The sequence below is a fragment of the Pararhodobacter oceanensis genome (assembly GCF_003076755.1).
Lineage (GTDB): Bacteria > Pseudomonadota > Alphaproteobacteria > Rhodobacterales > Rhodobacteraceae > Pararhodobacter > Pararhodobacter oceanensis.
Map to the genome: position 1 here is coordinate 589087 of NZ_QDKM01000001.1, position 19484 is coordinate 608570.

Consider the following 19484-nt stretch of genomic DNA (forward strand, 5'->3'; position numbering starts at 1 on the left):
GGGCTGCCATGACCCTGCATTACCGCAATTATCCCGATTACTCGGGCGTTCATCTTGGGCCGCTGCCCGCGATGGGCGATCAATCGCCGTGGAGCTATTCCGCCGGTGAGCCCTATGCCCTCCCCCAGCCCACGCTTTATGACACGCATTTTGACGCGCCCGCGCCGCATGAGGTGGTGGTGCCGGTGCCGCTCGCGCCCGATGAACTGCCGCAACTCCAGAGCCGCTATGCGCGTTTGGGCAAGCGGTTGTTCGATATCACGCTGGCGCTGATCGCGCTGTTTCTGACCCTGCCGGTGCTGGTGATGCTGGCGGCGGCGCTCTGGATCGAGGGCGGTAATCCGTTCTACGCCCAAGAGCGTCTCGGGCTGCATGGCAAGCGTTTCCGGATGTGGAAACTGCGCACCATGGTGCCCGACGCCGAGGACCGGCTGGACGAATATCTCGACGCCGACCCCGATCTGCGGGCCGAATGGGAATTGACCCAGAAACTCAAATCCGACCCGCGGATCACGCCGGTGGGCCGTTTGCTGCGCAAGACCTCGATGGATGAGCTGCCGCAGATTTTAAACGTGCTGGCTGGCGATATGAGCCTTGTCGGCCCGCGCCCGATGCTGCCCGACCAGATGCCGCTATACCGCTATCCGCAGGCCTATCTGGGCGTGCGTCCGGGGATCACCGGCCTCTGGCAGGTCACCGCCCGCAACGCCGAATCCTTCGATCTGCGCGCGGTGCTGGATCTGCGCTATGCCCAGCGCCTCGGCTTCTGGCGCGACGTGCGGATCATGGCCGCGACCTTCGGCGCCATCTGGCACGCCACTGGTTATTGACGCGGACGCTGGCTGCGCTCCGCCCCTAGCCGCCCTGCCCCAATCCTCGCACGTCAGTGGTTAACCCGACTGGTCAAAGCGCCGGGTCTCGCAAGGCCCGGCGCCCGCAGCTTCACCCGCATCGGGCCGTGTGACCAGATCCGGCCTATGATCCCTGTTCGCAAAACCGCAGGCGATTGCCAAACGGATCATGGACCTGCATTTGCAATCCCCAAGGCAGCTTTTCCAGCCCCGGCCGGTTGAACGGGTAGTTCCGCGCCATGACCTCAGCATGCAGGGCGCGCAGGTTCGTGGTCGGGATAAAGGCATTCGCACCGGGGCTGGCATCATTATGATGCTCGGAGAGATGCAGCTGTAATCCCGCGCGCTCCACCGCCATATAAAGCGGCAAATCCGCCGTGTGCCGATGCTCGAAAGCCACGGTAAACCCCAGAAACCCGCAGTAGAATTCGCGGGCCTTGGCCTCGTCAAAGATGCGCAATATCGGGCTGCAACCGGTGAAGGCGATAGTCTCGGGTCCGCCCCGTGTCAGCGACGCCACTGCGGTGTTCCAATCGACAAAGCCAAAGCTCGCGGCGATCAATTCGAGGGCTCTCGCATGGGAAACCTCGACCGCATCGGCGGCGAGGGCGACGCGCAATCTCTTGGCCATGGATTTGGCCTGATCTGGACTGAACATATCTGTCTCCATGCCAGCGTATCATCAGCGGCGTGCGCACTACCGACCGAACGCTGGCCGGAAAACGAGGGTCTGTTCAAAGTGTCTTTCACCATTCCCGAAGGATGCGCACGGCTGGTAGCACGAAACCAAGGCCGAGCATCACCAGTTTCGCCTGCCCGTCAAGACGGATTCGCGGCCTGTTCAGCGCGGATCACCCCGCCGATATCCGCGAGAACCTTTGCCCGATGCGCGCTGTTCTGCCGGTCGCTCTGCTCCCATGTCCGCTGGATGGGCTCGGCAGCGCAAACCCGCTGTTCCCCCTAACCCCCCGGATCATGTCGCTTGCGGATCGGGTTGGGGTTGCTCTCGGCCAATATCGCCCGCGCCTTGGGCAGCAGCGCCGCGCCCGCCGCGGTCAGGATCATCCCGCTGGGCGTTCTTTTGAACAACTCGACGCCCCAATGGTCCTCAAGACTGCGCAGCCGCACGCTCACCTGCGCATGCGAGGTTTTCAACTGTTCGGCAGCCGCCTGCAGATCGCCGGTTTTGACGATGGCAACAAATGTCCGTAACCGGGCAATATCATAGTCGCGTTGCGCGTCATTCATCGACGGAAATCTACCAAATCACCCCCCGCCGCGCAAATGCAACCCGCGCCCCGATGCTGTGTTTACGGAGCGCCCCGCCTGCAGATCGGGGCTCATGATGGCCGCCGCCAGCGTCGCACCCAAATTGACAGCTGACAGGCGATGCCGGACAGTCGCCAGATGACCGCTCACCCCGTCCACTCCTACTGGATCACCAATTCTGGCCGCGAAGGCGCCATCGGCTCACCCGATGCGCGTTTCCCCTATTGGAGCTTTACCAAGACGGTGATTGCGATCTGTGCGCTGAAACTGGTTGAACGCGGTGCGCTTGATCTGGACGAAAACCTCAGTGGCAAGCCCTATACGCTGCGCCAACTGCTTAACCATAGCTCGGGCCTGCCCGACTATACGCAGCGCCGCGCGTATCACCGCGCGGTTGCGGCAGGGGAACGCCCTTGGACACGTGAAAAACTGCTGTCTGTGACGCTGGCCGAGGGGATGCTATTCGAGCCGGCGCAAGGTTGGTCCTATTCCAACATCGGCTATATGTTTGTCGTCGATCTGATCGAAGCCACCACGCGGCAACCGCTGCATCAGGTCATCAATGCGATGATCTGCAAGCCCTTGGATTTGCACAGTATCAGGCTCGCCCGAACCCCCGAGGATTTTCATCACCTGCATTGGGAGGCCGCGCGTGGCTATGATCCGAACTGGGTCTATCACCGCTGCCTGACCGGCACGGCACAGGATGCGGCGCGGCTTTTGCATGGCCTGATGACGGGGGATCTGTTGCAGCCCGCGACCCTGCGCCAGATGCTGGCGGCGATCCCCCTTGGCGGGGCGCTTGAGGGGCGGCCTTGGGTGGCCTGTGGGTATGCGCTGGGGCTGATGTCCGGCGCGGTGCAACAGGCGGGCACAGCGGTGGGGCATTCCGGCGGCGGGCCGTTTAGCGTGAATGCGGTTTACCATTTTCCCGATGCCTGTGATCCGGTCACCGTGGCCTCTTTCACCGACGGGACTGCCGAGGGGGTTGCAGAATTTGCCGCGGCAGGGCTTGCCGTTGCCCCCTAACGGATCAACCCGCCGCGCCAACAAGGCCGTCGCCGCCTCGCCGGTGTCTGCGGGACGATGCACCCGAAGAACGCCCCGCCCTCAAGGTCGCAGCCTTCCTAAACCGTCGTCCAAAGCCAGTCTGCGCGCTACGTCAGATGCGCTAAGGGGCTTGCACCGCTACCCCCGGCCTGACATTCACTGCCCATGACTTCCGAGCCCAACGCCCCTGTCCAGCGCCACGCCCCCGTGTTGATACTCATCGTCGGGATCTGCGCCATTCTCGAGGCCCTCTTTACCCTGATCGACCCGATGCTGCCCGAGAGTATCTCGTTGCGCGGCACGGCGATGATCTACGGCGCCTTCTGGCCCGAGCTGCTGCGCGACTGGAACCCGCTGTTCCCCGGCCAGCGCGTGACCATGTTTGTCAGCTATGCGTTCCTGCACGGCGGGTTCATGCATATGCTGTTCAATATGCTGATCCTTTTGCATCTGGGCCGCGAGACGGTGATCCGGCTGGGCCCGCGCGGGTTTCTGCTGATGTATCTGTTAACCGCGATTGGTGGCGGCGCGGCTTACGGACTTCTGGCCAGTGGCGAGACCCCGATGCTGGGGGCCTCGGGCGCGGTCTTCGGGCTGTTCGGGGCGACGATGTATTGGGATTTCCAGCGCCGCCGTGCCTTTCGCGCGCCGCTGCAGCCGGTCTTGCGGATGCTCTTGGGGCTGGTGGTGATGAATGTCCTGCTGTATTTTCTGGTCGGCGGGATGCTGGCGTGGCAGGCGCATCTGGGCGGCTATCTGGCCGGCGCGCTGGTCGCGCGGATCGCCACCCCGACGCTGGCCCATGACCACCGGCGTAAGGCGCCACCGCGATAGCCCCGCCCCGGCCCGCTGGCACGGCAAACCTTGCGCAATCCCGCAATAGAAGCCACAGGGGGCGCCGCAAAGGAAGCGTTGACAAACCTGCTATTACACCGTTGCATTTCGCGTCATACTACGCCCTACTGCAACCCATAATTTGATCAAAAAACTGGCGGCCCTTCTGTGACAGCCCTGTCCGACGACCAAATCCAGACCTCAGACACGCAGCCGACCTCTGACACGGCCGCCGACACCGTGCCGGTCATCGCCATCCGCGGGCTGCACAAAGCCTATGCCGCGCTCGAAGTGCTCAAGGGCGTCGATGTCACCGCCCACCCCGGCGAGGTGATCTCGCTGATCGGCTCTTCGGGCTCGGGCAAATCGACGCTACTGCGCTGCTGCAACCTTTTGGAAGACAGCCAGCAGGGCGAGATCGTCTTCGAGGGCGAATCGGTGCGCTGGAAAGGCACCGGCCTCTCACGCCAGCCCGCCGATCGCGGACAGGTGGCGCGTATCCGCACCAATCTGGCAATGGTGTTCCAGAACTTCAATCTCTGGTCGCATATGACGGTGCTGCAAAACGTGATGGAAGCCCCGCTGACGGTGCTCAAACAGCCCCGCGCCGAGGTCGAGACCCGCGCCCGCGCGCTGCTGGATAAGGTCGGCATTGGCGATAAGGCCGATGTCTACCCCGCGCAGATGTCCGGCGGCCAGCAACAACGCGCCGCCATCGCCCGCGCGCTTTGCATGGAGCCGCGCGCGCTGCTGTTTGACGAGCCGACCTCGGCGCTGGACCCTGAACTCGAGCAAGAGGTCGTGCGGGTGATCAAGGCGCTGGCCGATGAGGGGCGCACGATGCTGATCGTCACCCATGACATGCGGCTGGCGGCAGACGTATCCGATCATGTGATTTTTCTGCACCAAGGGCTGATCGAAGAAGAAGGCCCGCCCGAGGCTGTCTTTGGCGCGCCGAAATCCGAGCGCCTGCAGCAATTCCTCAGCGCCAGCCAATCGGGCTAGGGTATACCGGCTGGGGTTCAACCAAAAAACCACCATCAACAGGAGATGATTATGTATTCACTGAAACTGACCAGTGCCGTCGCCGCTTTGGCCCTTGCCGCCTCTGGCGCGATGGCGCAAGACGTGGTCCGCATCGGGTCCGAAGGCGCCTATGCGCCCTATAACTTCATCAATGACGCCACCGGCGAGTTGGACGGCTATGAGCGCGATCTGGGCGATGCGCTCTGCGAACGCGCCGGTCTGACCTGCGAATGGGTGATCAATGATTGGGACACGATCATCCCCAATCTGGTGGCCGGCAACTATGATGCGATCATGGCCGGGATGAGCATCACCGAAGCGCGGATGGAGGTCATCTCCTTCACCGAAAACTACCTCCTGCCCGAGCCGACCGCCTATATCGGCCTCGCAGGCGCCTCGGAAGACCTGATCGAAGGCGGTGTGGTCGCTGCGCAAACCGGCACCATTCAGGCGGCCCATGTCGCGGAAACCGGCGCCGATCTGCTGGAATTCCCGACCCCCGATGAGACCATCGCGGCGCTGCGCAACGAAGAGGCCGATCTGGTGATCGCCGACAAAGCGTTCTTGGTGCCCTATGTCACCGATTCCAACGGCGAGCTGGAATTTGTCGGCTCCGATCTGGGCCTTGGTGGCGGTATCGGTGTCGGCATCCGCCAGTCCGACGACGAATTGCGCGCGATCTTTGACGCCGCGATTGCCGAGATGAAGGCCGATGGTTCGCTCAATGCGCTGATCACCGAGTGGTTCGGCGAAGACGGCGCACTCTACGAATAATCCCAGACGGGGGCGGAGACCTGCCCCCGTTTTTCGCGACCCCGAGACATTATGTTTTCCTATTGCGCCGATCCTTCCGTGCTTGACGGCTGGTGGTGGTTCTCGTGTTTCCTCACCAGCGCCACGCATCTCGATTTCTACCGTGCCTTTGGCGCGGTGATTGCGTTATTGCTGGTCACGGCTCCGGCGGCGCTGGCAATGGGGATGGCGGGCGCGATGATGCTGCGCTCGCAAATCCGGCCGCTGTCCATGCTCGGGCGCTTCTATGTCAATATCGTGCGCGGCGTCCCTGATATCGTGTTTTTCCTGTTTGTGCCCATCGCTTTGGGGCAAGGCATCGAATACCTGCTGCATCTGGTCAACTGCCCCGATTGGGACCAGCCGGTGCGGCAAGGCAATGATTTTCTGGTCTGCCGCGACGCCAAAATGCCGCCCGTGGATGCGCCGGCTTGGGTGCGCAATCTCTACGCCTTTGCGATGGCGATACTGGCCTTTGCGCTGGTCTTTGGCGCCTTTGTTGCCAACACGCTGCACGGCGCGATGCAGGCGGTGCCCCATGCCCAGATCGAGACCGCCGAAAGCTATGGCATGACCCGCAAACAAGCCTTCCGCCGGATTGTCCTGCCGCAGATGTGGCTGGTCGCCCTGCCCGGCCTGTCGAATATCTGGCAAATCCTGATCAAAGCCACGCCCTTGCTGTTTTTGCTGGGAATTCAGGATGTTGTCTATTGGGCGCGGGAGTTGGGGGCGCAGAAAACCTCGCTCTACAGCTATCCCCATCCCGATTGGCGGATGTGGTATTTCTCCATCCTTCTGGTGTTCTACCTGCTGCTGACATGGGCCTCCGAGCGCGGGTTTTCATGGCTGACGCGGCGGTTGTCGCATGGGCAGGCCACTGCCGAGGGTGAACGCCTGCGCAGGGCCACAGCATGAGAACCTGTTGGGAAAGTTTCAGCGGCTACGCCCTGCGCGCCTTGGGCCGCGGTTACGGTGAACGCCTGTTGCCCCGCGGCACCGACATCAGCTTTTGCGATCAGGTCGCGCTGATCGGCAGCGGCTTGATCTGGAACATCTATTTCGCCGCCGTGGCGATCGCGCTGGGGTTCTTTATGGCCACCGCCGTCGCCTTGGCGCGCAACTCTGCCAGCCCGTGGCTCTGGCGTCCGGCGGCAGCGTTTATCTTTACCTTCCGCGGCTCGCCGCTGTTCATCCAGTTCTTCTTTTTCTACTCGGCTTTTGTGCTTTTGCCGCGCGCGGGCATCGAGATCCCGCTCGGCTTTACCACGCTGACCCTACAGACCTCGGCATTGACCACGGCGCAGGTCGGCGGGCTGTTCGTGCTGATCCTCAACACCACCGCCTATTCCGCCGAGCTGTTTTACGGCGCGCTGAAATCGGTGCCCAAGGGCGATCTCGAAGCCGCCGAGGCCTACGGGATGTCCGGTTTCACCAAGTTCCGCCGCGTGGTCTGGCCCAATATGTTGCGGCTGGCGTGGCCCAGCTATACAAATGAGGCGATCTTTCTGACCCATTCGACCACGCTGGTCTTCCTCTCGGCCTTTCCGGCGCGGCAACAGTCTGGCGAGGCTTTCTACTACGCGCGTTATTTCGTCGACCAAACCTTCAACCCCTTCGTCGCCTACCCTCTGGTTGCCGCGTTCTTTGTCGCGTTAACCTTGGCGATCGTGGCAATCTTTGGTCGCATCAACCGCCGTCTGAACCGTCATCTGCCGCAGGAAAGGCGCGCGAAATTCCGGTTCAGGCCGCAATATTTAAGGTGACCCATGCGTGACTGGCTGCGCCATCACCCCTCTGTCAGAACCATCCGCGTTGCCGCCTCCGACCTCAACGGTCAGGCGCGCGGCAAGCGGGTTCCGGTGCGTTTCGCCGATAAAGTGCTCAAAGAGGGCACGCGGTTTCCCTATTCGGTGATGAACCTCGATATCTGGGGCGAGGATATCGAGGACAGCCCGCTGGTCTTTGCCTCGGGCGATGCCGACGGGGTGCTCAAACCCACCGACCGCGGATTTCTGCCGATGCCATGGCTTGATGCGCCGACCGCACTCTTGCCCTTGTGGATGTTCCACGAAGACGGCACCCCGTTTGAGGGCGACCCCCGCCATGCGCTGGCCAATGTGGTCAAACGCTTCCATGACCGCGGGCTCTATCCGGTCTGCGCGACCGAGCTGGAGTTCTATCTGATCGACGATTCGGGGCGCGAGTTGCGCGTGCCGCCCTCGCCGCGCTCGGGCAAACGCCGCCCCGGTGCCGATACCCTGGCCCTGCGCGCGCTCGATGCTTTTGATAACTTCTTCACCGATCTCTATGACGCCTGCGAGGCGATGGATATCGAGGTCGAAACCGCGATTTCCGAGGCCGGGATTGGCCAGTTCGAGATCAATCTGCTGCATTCCGACGATGTGCTGAAAATCGCCGATGACACTTGGCTGTTCAAACTGCTGGTGCGCGGGATTGCACGGCGCCACGGGTTTGCCGCCAGTTTCATGGCCAAACCCTATGACGACTGGCCGGGCAGCGGCATGCATATGCATTTCTCGATGAACGACAAGGACGGCAATAACGTCTTTGACGATGGCACCGCCAAGGGCTCGGAGGTGTTTCTCAACGCTGTCGGCGGCTGTCTGCGCGCGATGCCCGGCTCGATGCTTCTGCTCGCGCCCCATGCCAATAGCTACCAGCGGTTTGTGCCCGGCAACCACGCGCCCAGCGGCATCGCTTGGGCCTATGAAAACCGCACCGCCGCGCTGCGCATCCCCTCCGGCAGCCATAAGGCGCGGCGCATCGAGCACCGTGTGGCGGGCGGCGATATCAACCCCTATCTGATGATCGCCGGTGTGTTGGGCTCGGCGCTCTTGGGCATCGAGGACGCGCTGACCCCGCCGCCCGCGGTCAAGGGCAACGCCTATGCGATGGACCTGCCGCAACTGCCGACCACCTGGCCCGACGCGGTGGCAGCGTTTGAAAACTGCCCCGATATGGCGCGGATATTCTCCAAGGAATTGATCGAGAATCTGTTGCGCACCAAGCGTCAGGAAATCCGCTATATGGCCGAGCTCTCCACCGAAGAGGCAATTGAGCTTTATCTGGATACCGTGTGAGGCAATGATGAAAATCGGCATTCTGCAAACCGGCTATGCGCCTGATATCCTGTTGGAAACCGGCGATTACCCGCAACTGTTCGAGCGGCTTTTGGCGGGTCAGGGGTTCGAGTTCGAGACCTTTAAAGTCGTCGATATGGAGTTCCCCGCTGCGGTCACCGCCTGCGACGGCTGGCTGATCACCGGCTCCAAACACGGGGTCTATGAGGATCACGCCTTCATCCCCCCGCTCGAGGATTTCATCCGCGACGCTTTCAAGGCCGAGGTGCCGGTGGCGGGGGTCTGTTTTGGCCATCAGATCATGGCGCAGGCCCTCGGTGGGCAGGTCGAGAAATTCTCGGAGGGCTGGGCGATTGGCGCCACCGATTATCATTTCGGCGACCAGACCGTGCGGCTCAATGCCTGGCATCAGGATCAGGTGATCCGCCCGCCCGAAGGCGCGCAAACCGTGGGGCATTCGGATTTCTGCCGCCATGCCGCGCTGTCTTACGGCGCCAAGGGCTATTCGGTGCAACCGCATCCTGAATTTGACGCTGCGTTCATCTCGGGGCTGATCACCCACCGCGGGCGCGGCGTGGTGCCTGATGATTTACTGGCGCGCGCCTCCTCGCGGCTTGATCTACCGGTGGACAACGCGCAGATCGCCAACCAGATCGCCGCATTTTTCAAAGCCGCGCGAGTCGCGGCCTCCTCTTCCTAACGGGGTTTCCGATGAGCAATTGGCAAAGCAAAATTCCCGATCCGGCGCGCGATTACATCGCCGGTCGGCGGCTTGATGAGGTCGAATGCATCCTGCCCGATATTGCCGGTGTGGCGCGCGGTAAAGCCATGCCCGCGTTCAAATTCGACACGCAATCGCATTTCTATCTGCCGACCTCGATCTTTTTGCAGACCATCACCGGCGAATGGGCCGACGCCCCCGCCGGTGAGGATGAGTACAAAGAGCCCGATATGACGCTGGTGCCGGATCTCGCCACCGCCACCGCCGCGCCCTGGACCGCGGATATCACCCTGCAGGTGATCCATGATGCGATGACCCAAAAGGGCGAGCCCTATCCGATGGCGCCGCGCAATGTGCTCAAACGGGTGGTCGAGCTTTACGCCGAACAAGGGTTAACGCCGGTGGTCGCCCCCGAGATGGAGTTCTATTTCGTCGCCCGCAACACCGATCCGAATATGCCGATTATGCCGCCGATGGGCCGCTCGGGCCGAGTGGCGGCGGCGAAACAGGCCTATTCGATGTCGGCGGTCGATGAATACGGCAAGGTGATCGACGACATCTATGATTTCGCCGAGGCGATGGGTCTGGAAATCGACGGCATCCTGCAAGAGGGCGGCGCCGGACAGGTCGAGATCAACCTCGCGCATGGCGATCCGGTGGCGCTGGCCGACCAGATCTTTTTCTTCAAGCGGATGATCCGCGAGGCGGCGCTGCGCCATGATTGCTACGCCACCTTCATGGCGAAACCGATCGAGGGCGAGCCGGGTTCGGCGATGCATATCCACCATTCGGTGATCGACCGCGCGACGGGCCGCAACCTGTTCTCGGATGCCGAGGGGCAAGAGACCCCCGCCTTCATGCATTTCATTGCCGGGATGCAGACCCATCTGCCCGCCGCGACCGTTCTGCTGGCGCCCTATGTCAATAGCTACCGGCGCTATGTCCCTGATTTTGCTGCCCCTATCAATCTGGAATGGGGCCGCGACAACCGCACCACCGGGCTGCGGGTGCCGATCTCGGCGCCCGAGGCGCGGCGTGTCGAGAACCGTCTGGCGGGGATGGATTGCAACCCCTATCTCGGCTTCGCCGCCTCTTTGGCCTGCGGGCTTTTGGGCCTGCGCGAGCAAAAACAGCCGCGCGCGGAATGCACGGTGAACGCCTATATGGGCGATGACGGGCTGCCGATGACGCTGGGCGAAGCGGTGGATATTTTCGCCGAGGATACCGCTTTGGGCGAGATCCTCGGCGCGGATTTCGCCGCCCTCTATGCAGCGGTGAAACGGCATGAATACACCGAGTTTCAGGCGGTGATCAGCCCCTGGGAGCGCCAGCATCTGCTGATGAACGTGTAGCGGCACCAATATTGAGGGGAATGGTCGCCCAGCCTCTCGCCGCGCCTCATTCCAATCTCCCGCCCGGTGGGAACCACCGGGCAGCGCCGCCACGCCCCCCCGGGGCGGCGCTCCGCTCTGCCCCGCGTGACCGCGCTACCCTATTCAGGCGGCAACACAGGTTGGCAACTAGTGCCTTTCACCCGACAATAAAACGCGGCACGTCAACCAAATGCCCCGCCCGGCAGCAGCGCCGGGCAGCGCCGAACCGACCCCGTATTTCGTCAACTGGGGGGTCGGCGCTCCGCTTGCCCCTCGGTCCGGCGCCGCCCTATCCAAGCGACAGCACATGTTAGCAACAAGCGGATTTCAACAGACAGTTAAACGCGGCACTTCAACCAACCGCCCCGCCCGGCAACTATGCCGGGCAGCGCCGTCACGCCCCCACGGGGCGGCGCTTCGCTTTGCCCTTCGTGACCGCGCTGCCCTTACAGCCCTCACTCCCCGCTATCCAACACCCGAACCTCGGCCTCGCCCGCGCGCAGCACCCCCTCGGCACGGTCCACGCGCAGATGCGCCAGCCCCCTGCCCTCGGCCTGCGTGTAAACCACCCCGACCTCGCGGTCGTTCTCATTGACCACTACGCTCCCCGCGGGCACCGGCTGCGACAGCGAGACCACCATCAAGCGCCGCCGCAGCGAGGTCCGGTGATGCATCCGCGCGGTCACCTCCTGCCCGACAAAACACCCTTTGCGGAAATCCACCCCGTGCAGCCGCTCGAACCCCAGTTCCAGAATGAAACTATCGCCCGATTGCAATTCCAGCCCGATTTTCGGCACCCGCGCGGCAATCCGCAGCGCGTCCCAATCCACCGGCTCCCCTTGCTCCAACGCCGCGCCATAGAGCCGCCAACCCAAGGAGGGATGCCGCGGATCCTCCAGCGCGCCCTCGGGCATCGGCCCGATCCCGCGGGTCACCGGCATCTCCAGACGCGCAATCTCGGCCTTTGAGCGCAACTTAAACATGGTTAACCGCCGCGCCAGATCCTCGGCCAACGCCTCATCCATGTCGATCAACAGCGCATCCTCTTGATGCACCAGCATAAAATCGGCAATCAGCTTGCCTTGCGGCGTCAGCAAGGCCGAATAGCCGATGCCGTCACGCGCCACACGCTCCAGATCCTGCGTCACCAGTCCTTGCAGCAATTTCACACGGTCCTCGCCGCTCACTTGCAGGATCGCGCGGCCACTGGCGGGCGCGCAGCGGGCGTCGGGTGACAGGGTGGGGGATAGCTTGGCTTGGGTCATTCTGGCCTCCATTCCCTGCCGATATAGGACCGCGCGAACCGCTTGCACAGCCCCCGCACAAGAAACCGCGCACTCCCCGCCCCACAAACCCAACCCCAGCGCTCAAGGCGAATTGACGGCCACCGAGACCGCTCCTAAAGTTTCCATCACCTCACATGTTAAGGAGCCGCCCATGTCACTCGCCAATGGCCGCCGCTATCTGGCCACGCCCGGCCCCTCGGTGATGCCCGACCGGGTGCTCAACGCGATGCACCGCGCGGCGCCCAATATCTATGAGGGCGAGATGTTGCAGCTCACCGAAAGCCTCTGGCCCGACCTCAAGGCGCTGGCCGGAACGCGGCAACATGCGACGATCTATATCGGCAACGGCCACGCGGCATGGGAGGCGGCAAATTCCAACGCGCTGCGCCGCGGCGATACGGCGATTGTGCTGGCCACCGGCCGCTTTGGCCACGGCTGGGCCGAGAACGCGCAGCAATTGGGCGTCGAGATCGCGCTCACCGACTTTGGCACCGCCGCACCGATTGATCTGGAACGCTGCGAGGCGGCGCTGCGCGCCCAGCCAAACGCTCGCGCGGTGCTGGTCACCCATGTCGATACCGCAACAACAGTGCGCAATAATATCAAGATGTTACGAAGGTTAATGGATGATCTTAACCATCCTGCGCTGCTCATGGTCGATTGCATCGCCTCCTTGGGCTGCGACGAATTCCGCATGGACGACTGGGGCGTCGATGTGATGGTCGCGGCCAGCCAGAAAGGCGTGATGACGCCGCCGGGATTGGGCTTTGTGTTCTTCTCCGAGAAGGCCCGCGCGGTGGCAAAAACCAGCGACCGGCGCAGCCCCTATTGGAACTGGGACAACCGCGCCGATGCCGAGCATTTCTACATGCATTTCTACGGCACCGCCCCCACCCACCACCTGTTCGGCCTGCGCGAGGCTTTAACCATGATCACGGAGGAAGGGCTGGAGGCGGTCTTTCACCGCCACCGCATCTTGGCGCAGGCGGTCTGGGCAGCGGGCGCAGCTTGGTCGCAAGAGGGCGCCTTCGCGCTCAATATCCAGGACCCTGCGGCGCGCAGCCATGCGGTCACCGCGATGCGCCTCGCCGCCCCCGATGGCACGCGGCTGCGGCGCTGGTGCGAGGATCACGGCGGGCTCACCCTTGGCGTCGGTCTCGGCATGGCACCGCCGGGATCGCCGCAGGCCGATGCGTTCTTCCGCCTCGCCCATATGGGCCATGTCAACGCGCATATGACGCTGGGCGCGCTGGCGGTGATGGATGCGGGGATGAAGGCGCTGGGAATCGCCCATGGTTCCGGCGCGCTGGAGGCCGCAACCAGCGCCATCGCACAGGGTTAACCGGCGCGGATGGGGTTAACCCTCGCATTAACCCTTATCCATTAACCTTAACCCGCCGTTACTGCGCGCGATCAATCCGCGTGGTCAGATGGATCAGGCTCTCCGACAGCCGCACACCGGGCAAGCCACCGACCGCATCGAGCACCGCATCCAATGCCGTGGTGCTCTCGGCGGCGACCTGCAACAGCAGATCGAATCGCCCCGAGGTGGTAAAGGCGCGCTCGATTTCCGGCATCGCCCGCAGCCGCGACAGAATCGCCGCCTGCGAGCGCGGCTCGATCCCCACCAGCACCGAGGCGCGGATCAGGGGTCGCAGCGCCTCGGCGCCAAGTTTTACAGTGTATCCGGCGATCGCACCGCTGGTTTCCAGCCGGTCGAGCCGCGATTGCACCGTGGTCCGCGCCACCCGCAATTTGCGCGCCAAAGTCGCCACCGATTGCCGCGCGTCGGTGCGCAAATGCCCGATCAGAGCCTTATCGAGATCATCCATGTCACTTCGCCATATTTTTCGTCATAATAACGCGAATTTGCGTCATTTCATATCTTTCTATTGGTGGAAATGTCGCCTAGTTGCGCCATCCTGTTCTATAGTGCCGGAGAGGGTCCGGACACGATGAACAGCAAGGCGAAAGGTCACACTCATGGGTTTTGCCGACACCATCTGGTCCGATCCGGTCGATTATCTGCGCGCCGTCGGGCCCAATGATCCGGTTATGTTTCTCTCGCCCGCCGCGCTGCAAGCGCAGGCGCAGCGCTTCACCCGTGGCTTTCCGGGGCTGGTGACCTATGCGGTCAAATCGAACCCCGAAGAGGCTGTGATCACAAACCTCGCCGCCGCCGGTCTGCGCGGTTTCGACGTCGCCTCGCCCGATGAAATCGCGATGATCAGCCGCTTGGTCCCCGACGCCGCGCTGCATTACAACAATCCAGTGCGCGCGCGCCATGAGATCATCTTTGCCGTGGGCCGCGATGTCGCCTCTTATTCGGTGGATTCGCTCTCCGAGCTCGACAAGCTGTTCGCGCTGGTCCCGACCACCCGATCCAATGGCGAACCCGTTGAAGTCACTGCGCGCTTCAAGCTGCCGGTGGCCGGTGCGGCCTATGATTTCGGGGCCAAATTCGGCGCCACCGAAGCCGTCGCCACCGAGATCCTCGCGCGTGTCGCCGAGCGTGGATATGTGCCCTCGCTGACCTTTCATCCCGGCACGCAATGCACCGATCCGATGGCCTGGGACGCCTATATCCACGCCGCCGGACGCATCGCCCAAGCCGCGGGTGTGAGCATCGAGCGGCTCAATGTCGGCGGCGGTTTCCCCTCGCACCGCGTGCAGGCGCAGACGCCCGAGCTGGAGGCGATTTTCGCCCTCATCGCCCGCGTCACCGATGAGGTGTTCGGCGATGCCGCACCCGCATTGGTCTGCGAACCGGGCCGCGCCATGGTCGCCGATAGTTTCGCACTGTTGGCGCGGATCAAAGCCCTGCGCGACGACGCCCATGTGTTCCTCAATGACGGGGTTTACGGGGCGTTTTCCGAGCTGCCGCTGATGGGCGCGATGGATCGGATCACCGCTTGGTCACCCGAAGGCGCGCAGCGGCGCGGCGAAATCCGAGGCCGCACCGTCTTTGGCCCGACCTGCGACAGCGTCGACCGCCTGCCCGGCGACACCCCCCTGCCCGGCGATATCGAAGAGGGTGATTTCCTCTTGATCCAGGGTATGGGCGCCTATTCGGTTCCGACCAACACGCGGTTCAACGGCTTCGGCGCCTTGGCCGTGCAACTGGTGATCGAGCTCGGCGATTAACCAATCTGCCCGCGGCAATTAACCAAACCGCCCAAATCCCCGCTGCGCCGCCTGACCCGAGGGCGGCACGGCGCTTCCCCCTTGCCCTCGCTTGATCCGCAGCTATCCTGCGCGCTCACCGGCAAGGGGGGCATCATGCGCGCATTCGGACAATCGCAAAGCGTCAAACGGCGCGAGGATATTCGTTTCCTCACCGGCGAAGGCCGCTATATATCTGATATCGCACCAAAAACTGCGCTGACCGCGGTCTTCCTGCGGGCGCCCACCGCCCATGCCGATGTGCTGGCGATCGACACCAGCGAGGCCGCGCAGATGCCCGGCGTCGCCGCGATCCTCACCGCCAAAGACCTTCACGCCGCCGGTCTCACCGCCGGCATGGCGACAACCCCGGCCAAGGACCAGCGTGACCAGACCGGCGCCACCCCGCGCCGCCCATTTCTGGCCGAGGACCGCGTGCGCCATGTCGGCGAACCCGTCGCCCTGATCGTCGCCGAGACACGCGACGCCGCCCTAGATGCCGCCGAGGCGATCATCGTCGATTACGGCGAACACCCCGCCCATGTTGCGCTAGCCGAAGGCGGCGCGCAATTGCACGCCGAAGCGCCCGAAAACCTCGCCTATGACTGGCAATTGGGCGATGAAAACGCGGTTAACGCGGCCTTCAAAAACGCCGCCCATGTCACCACGCTCTCGGTCGTCCAGAACCGCGTCACCGTCGCCAGCATGGAACCCCGCGCCGCCTATGCCGAATGGGAAGGCGAGCGCGTGCATCTGGCCTACGGCGGCCAAGGCGTCTGGGGCATCAAACGCGACCTCGCCCGCTGTTTCGACCTCGACCCCGAGCGCGTGCGCGTCACCACCCCCGATGTCGGCGGCGGCTTCGGGATGAAGGCGATGAACCACCCGGAATATTTCGCCATTGTGCAAGCCGCGCGGCAATTGGGCCGCCCGGTGGTGTGGATTTCCGACCGCTCGGAAGCGATGCAAAGCGACAATGGCGCCCGCGATCTGACCAGCACCGCCGAGCTCGCCTTTGATGCCGACCACCGCATTCTCGCCTACCGCGTGAACACCGTCTCGAACCTCGGCGCCTATAACTCGGGCTTTGGTCAGAACATCCAGTCGATGCTGTTTTCCAAAGTCCTGACAGGCACTTACCATATTCCCTGCGCGCTGTTGAACGTCAAAGGCCTGTTCACCAACACCACCCCGGTCGATGCCTACCGCGGCGCCGGACGCCCCGAGGCGATCACCCTGCTTGAGCGCACTATGGATATGGCCGCGCGCGAATTGGACCTCTCGCCCTTCGATCTACGCGCCCGCAATTTCATCGCGCCCGAGGCCTTCCCCTATACCACGCCCGCCGAGGTCACCTATGACGTCGGCGAGTTCACCCGCGTGCTCGAACGCGCCAAAATCGAGGGCGATCTGGCCGGTTTCCCCGCCCGCAAAGCCGCCAGCGAAGCGGCCGGAAAACTGCGCGGTATGGGCCTGTGCTACTACATCGAATCGATCCTTGGCGACGACCGTGAGGACGCCACGGTAGAATTCACCGATGAGGGCCGCGTAACCCTCTATGTTGGCACCCAATCCAACGGCCAAGGCCATGAAACCGTTTACGCCCAATATCTTAGCGACCTGACCGGCGTGCCCTATGAGGCCATCGACGTCGTACAAGGCGACAGCGACCGTATCGAACGCGGCGGCGGCACCGGCGGCTCGCGTTCGGTCACCGTGCAGAGTTTCGCCACCCATGCGACCAGCGAGAAAATGGTTAACGCCTTCTGCGCATTTCTTGAATCCGAATATGATGCTGCGCCCTATACATTCGCCGATGGCATCTTCTCCGCCCCCGGTTCCAACCAGCGCCCGACCCTGCTGGAAGCCGCCGATCTCGCCCGCCAGCGGGACCGCAAAGACCTCCTGCGCCACCACAACCGCGCGCAGCTTCCCGCCCGCTCTTTCCCCAATGGCGCGCATATCTGCGAGGTTGAAATCGACCCCGAAACCGGCGCGCTGGTGATGGATCGCTATGTCGCCGTCGATGATCTGGGCACGCTGATGCATCCGATGCTGGCCGAGGGACAGGTCCATGGCGGCGTCGCACAGGGCTTCGGTCAAGCGGTAATTGAAAACACGGTTTACGATGGTGACGGGCAGTTGTTAACCGGCAGCTTTATGGATTACGCCCTGCCCCGCGCCGCGGATCTGCCGATGATCGGTTTTGTCAGCGAGCCGACACCGTCGAAAAATAACCCGATCGGCATGAAGGGCTGCGGCGAGGCCGGGACCGTCGGCGCGCTGGCCGCGGTTGGCAATGCCGTGCTCGACGCGCTCTGGGATCGCGGCGTGCGCCATATCGACATGCCCTTCACCCCGCACCGCATCTGGACCTGGCTCAAGGAGGCCCAAAAATGACCGGACCCCGCTTTACCGATCTGGTTAACGCGCTGCCCGCAACCGTGCCATTTGTCGGGCCTGAAACCGCCGAACGTGCCCGCGGCGCGCCCTTTACCGCGCGGCTGGGCGCCAATGAAAACGGTTTCGGCCCCTCGCCCAAGGCCATCGCGGCGATGAATGCCGCCAATGCCGAGCAGTGGAAATACGGCGACGCCCAAAGCCATGATCTGCGCGCCGCGATTGCCGAACGGCTGGGCATCACGCCCGCGCATCTGGTGGTCGGTGAGGGGATCGACGGGCTCTTGGGCTACCTCGTGCGCTTGCTCGTCGCGCCCGGAGACGCGGTGGTCACTTCGGAGGGCGCCTATCCGACCTTCAACTACCATGTCGCGGGCTTCGGCGGCACCTTGCACAAAGTGCCCTATAAAGACGACCACGAAGACCCCGCTGCGCTGATCGCCAAGGCCCGCGAGAGTGGCGCGAAACTGATCTATCTGGCCAATCCCGACAATCCGATGGGCACTTGGCACGAGGCCGCGGTGATCGAACGCATGGTTAACGAGGTCCCCGAGGGCACGCTCCTGATCCTTGATGAGGCCTATATCGAATTCGCCCCCGATGGCACCGCGCCACAGATCGCCGCCGACGACCCACGGGTGATCCGCATGCGCACCTTTTCCAAAGGCTACGCGCTGGCCGGCGCCCGCGTCGGCTATGCGATCGGCGCGCCCACACTGATCACCGCTTTTGACAAAGTGCGCAACCATTTCGGCATGAACCGCGCCGCGCAGATCGGCGCCTTGGCGGCGTTCAATGACCGCGCACATCTGGCGAGAATTCGGGCGGCTTGCACCACGGCGCGCGCGCGAATCACCCAGATCGCCCGCGACAACGGCCTCAATGCCATGCCCTCGGCGACCAATTTCGTCGCCGTGGATTGCGGCGGCGACGGGGATTTCGCCCGTAGCGTCCTCGCCGAGATCATCGCGCAGGGTGTGTTCATCCGCATGCCGTTTTGCGCCCCACAAGACCGCTGCATCCGCGTCAGCCTGGGCCCCGAGGCCGAATTGGACGCCTTCGCCGCCGCCCTACCCCGGGCACTCAAAGCCGCAAGCGCCAAGATTTGAGAAAGAATATGTCCAAACAATTCGCCGCCAAAACCCCCGAAGACCTGCCCAGCGCCGAGACCCTGCTGGCGATGAGCGGGCTGGAATTCATCGAGGCGATCTTTAATGGCGAGGTCTCCGGCCCGCCGATTGCGGAGCTGATGAATTTCAAACTCCACCATGTCGAGAAGGGCAAAGTCACCTTCCGCGGCGCGCCTCAATTCACCCATTTCAACCCGATGGGCGGCACCCATGGCGGCTGGTATGGCACCATTCTCGACAGCGCTCTGGGCTGCGCCGTGGCCACGACATTGTCCAAGGGCAGCACTTATACCACGTTAGAATATAAGGTAAATCTCACCCGCGCGATCAAGGCCGGGCAATGGGTCGATTGCACCGCCCATGTGCAGCATTCCGGCCGTTCCACCGCCGTGGCCGAGGCGGTGATCACCGGCGTTGAAGATGGCAAAATCTACGCCACCGGCTCCACCACCTGCATCATTCTGCGCCCCAAGACCCCGACAATTTAGC

The 19484-nt window shown here is 63.2% G+C and carries 19 protein-coding genes; 15 read left to right on the forward strand and 4 right to left on the reverse strand.

Annotation, left to right across the window (positions count from 1 at the left end; all coding sequences use genetic code 11):
* Positions 1 to 8: 8 nt before the first annotated feature.
* A complete protein-coding gene (locus tag DDE20_RS02580; RefSeq protein ID WP_240607815.1) occupies positions 9 to 830 on the forward strand; it encodes a sugar transferase in 822 nt (273 codons plus the stop codon).
* 145 nt (positions 831 to 975) lie between these two features.
* Here DDE20_RS02580 and DDE20_RS02585 read toward each other — a convergent pair whose 3' ends face one another.
* Positions 976 to 1509, reverse strand: coding sequence for a glyoxalase superfamily protein (locus DDE20_RS02585; protein ID WP_116556865.1), 534 nt, complete (start codon positions 1507 to 1509; stop codon positions 976 to 978).
* Positions 1510 to 1811: 302 nt separating this feature from the next.
* Entirely contained in the window at positions 1812 to 2099 is a 288-nt protein-coding gene (locus DDE20_RS02590) for a LysR family transcriptional regulator (RefSeq protein ID WP_116556866.1), read from the reverse strand.
* 159 nt (positions 2100 to 2258) lie between these two features.
* Between DDE20_RS02590 and DDE20_RS02595 the strand changes: the two genes are divergently transcribed.
* The 9 genes from DDE20_RS02595 to DDE20_RS02635 all read left to right on the forward strand — a co-directional run bounded on the left by DDE20_RS02595 (position 2259) and on the right by DDE20_RS02635 (position 10996).
* Positions 2259 to 3149 (forward strand): serine hydrolase domain-containing protein, encoded by an 891-nt coding sequence (locus DDE20_RS02595; protein WP_116556867.1) that lies wholly within the window; start codon positions 2259 to 2261, stop codon positions 3147 to 3149.
* Positions 3150 to 3335: 186 nt separating this feature from the next.
* Entirely contained in the window at positions 3336 to 4004 is a 669-nt protein-coding gene (locus tag DDE20_RS02600; protein ID WP_116556868.1) for a rhomboid family intramembrane serine protease, read from the forward strand.
* A 192-nt stretch (positions 4005 to 4196) separates the two neighbouring features.
* A complete protein-coding gene (locus tag DDE20_RS02605) occupies positions 4197 to 5009 on the forward strand; it encodes an ABC transporter ATP-binding protein (protein ID WP_276308521.1) in 813 nt (270 codons plus the stop codon).
* A 51-nt stretch (positions 5010 to 5060) separates the two neighbouring features.
* On the forward strand, positions 5061 to 5804 hold the full coding sequence (locus DDE20_RS02610) for a transporter substrate-binding domain-containing protein (protein ID WP_116556869.1): 744 nt from the start codon (positions 5061 to 5063) through the stop codon (positions 5802 to 5804).
* A 51-nt stretch (positions 5805 to 5855) separates the two neighbouring features.
* On the forward strand, positions 5856 to 6737 hold the full coding sequence (locus DDE20_RS02615) for an ABC transporter permease (protein WP_116556870.1): 882 nt from the start codon (positions 5856 to 5858) through the stop codon (positions 6735 to 6737).
* A complete protein-coding gene (locus DDE20_RS02620) occupies positions 6734 to 7585 on the forward strand; it encodes an ABC transporter permease (protein WP_116556871.1) in 852 nt (283 codons plus the stop codon). Before DDE20_RS02615 ends, DDE20_RS02620 begins: the two co-directional genes overlap by 4 nt.
* 3 nt (positions 7586 to 7588) lie before the next feature.
* Entirely contained in the window at positions 7589 to 8923 is a 1335-nt protein-coding gene (locus tag DDE20_RS02625; protein WP_116556872.1) for a glutamine synthetase family protein, read from the forward strand.
* Positions 8924 to 8930: 7 nt separating this feature from the next.
* Positions 8931 to 9623 (forward strand): type 1 glutamine amidotransferase, encoded by a 693-nt coding sequence (locus DDE20_RS02630; RefSeq protein WP_116557232.1) that lies wholly within the window; start codon positions 8931 to 8933, stop codon positions 9621 to 9623.
* A gap of 11 nt (positions 9624 to 9634) precedes the next feature.
* A complete protein-coding gene (locus tag DDE20_RS02635; protein ID WP_116556873.1) occupies positions 9635 to 10996 on the forward strand; it encodes a glutamine synthetase family protein in 1362 nt (453 codons plus the stop codon).
* Between the two features lie 476 nt (positions 10997 to 11472).
* On the opposite strand, the gene ygfZ is transcribed toward DDE20_RS02635, so the two are convergent.
* Entirely contained in the window at positions 11473 to 12282 is an 810-nt protein-coding gene (gene ygfZ / locus DDE20_RS02640) for a CAF17-like 4Fe-4S cluster assembly/insertion protein YgfZ (RefSeq protein ID WP_116556874.1), read from the reverse strand.
* 172 nt (positions 12283 to 12454) lie between these two features.
* Here ygfZ and DDE20_RS02645 point away from each other — a divergent pair, with 172 nt between their 5' ends.
* Positions 12455 to 13645 carry a pyridoxal-phosphate-dependent aminotransferase family protein gene (locus tag DDE20_RS02645; protein ID WP_116556875.1) on the forward strand — a complete coding sequence of 397 codons (1191 nt, stop codon included), beginning with the start codon at positions 12455 to 12457 and terminating at the stop codon, positions 13643 to 13645.
* 58 nt (positions 13646 to 13703) lie between these two features.
* Here the strand turns inward: DDE20_RS02645 and DDE20_RS02650 are convergent, their stop codons facing one another.
* Positions 13704 to 14135 (reverse strand): Lrp/AsnC family transcriptional regulator, encoded by a 432-nt coding sequence (locus DDE20_RS02650; protein ID WP_116556876.1) that lies wholly within the window; start codon positions 14133 to 14135, stop codon positions 13704 to 13706.
* 151 nt (positions 14136 to 14286) lie between these two features.
* On the opposite strand from DDE20_RS02650, the gene DDE20_RS02655 reads away from it, so the two are divergent.
* The 4 genes from DDE20_RS02655 to DDE20_RS02670 all read left to right on the forward strand — a co-directional run bounded on the left by DDE20_RS02655 (position 14287) and on the right by DDE20_RS02670 (position 19483).
* On the forward strand, positions 14287 to 15447 hold the full coding sequence (locus tag DDE20_RS02655; RefSeq protein ID WP_116556877.1) for a type III PLP-dependent enzyme: 1161 nt from the start codon (positions 14287 to 14289) through the stop codon (positions 15445 to 15447).
* A gap of 135 nt (positions 15448 to 15582) precedes the next feature.
* On the forward strand, positions 15583 to 17865 hold the full coding sequence (locus DDE20_RS02660; RefSeq protein ID WP_116557233.1) for a xanthine dehydrogenase family protein molybdopterin-binding subunit: 2283 nt from the start codon (positions 15583 to 15585) through the stop codon (positions 17863 to 17865).
* Positions 17862 to 18974: a pyridoxal phosphate-dependent aminotransferase gene (locus DDE20_RS02665; RefSeq protein WP_116556878.1), complete on the forward strand. Its 1113-nt coding sequence runs from the start codon at positions 17862 to 17864 to the stop codon at positions 18972 to 18974. Before DDE20_RS02660 ends, DDE20_RS02665 begins: the two co-directional genes overlap by 4 nt.
* An 8-nt stretch (positions 18975 to 18982) precedes the next feature.
* Complete coding sequence (locus DDE20_RS02670; RefSeq protein WP_116556879.1) at positions 18983 to 19483, forward strand: PaaI family thioesterase; 501 nt, start codon at positions 18983 to 18985, stop codon at positions 19481 to 19483.
* The last annotated feature ends 1 nt before the right edge of the window (position 19484 follow it).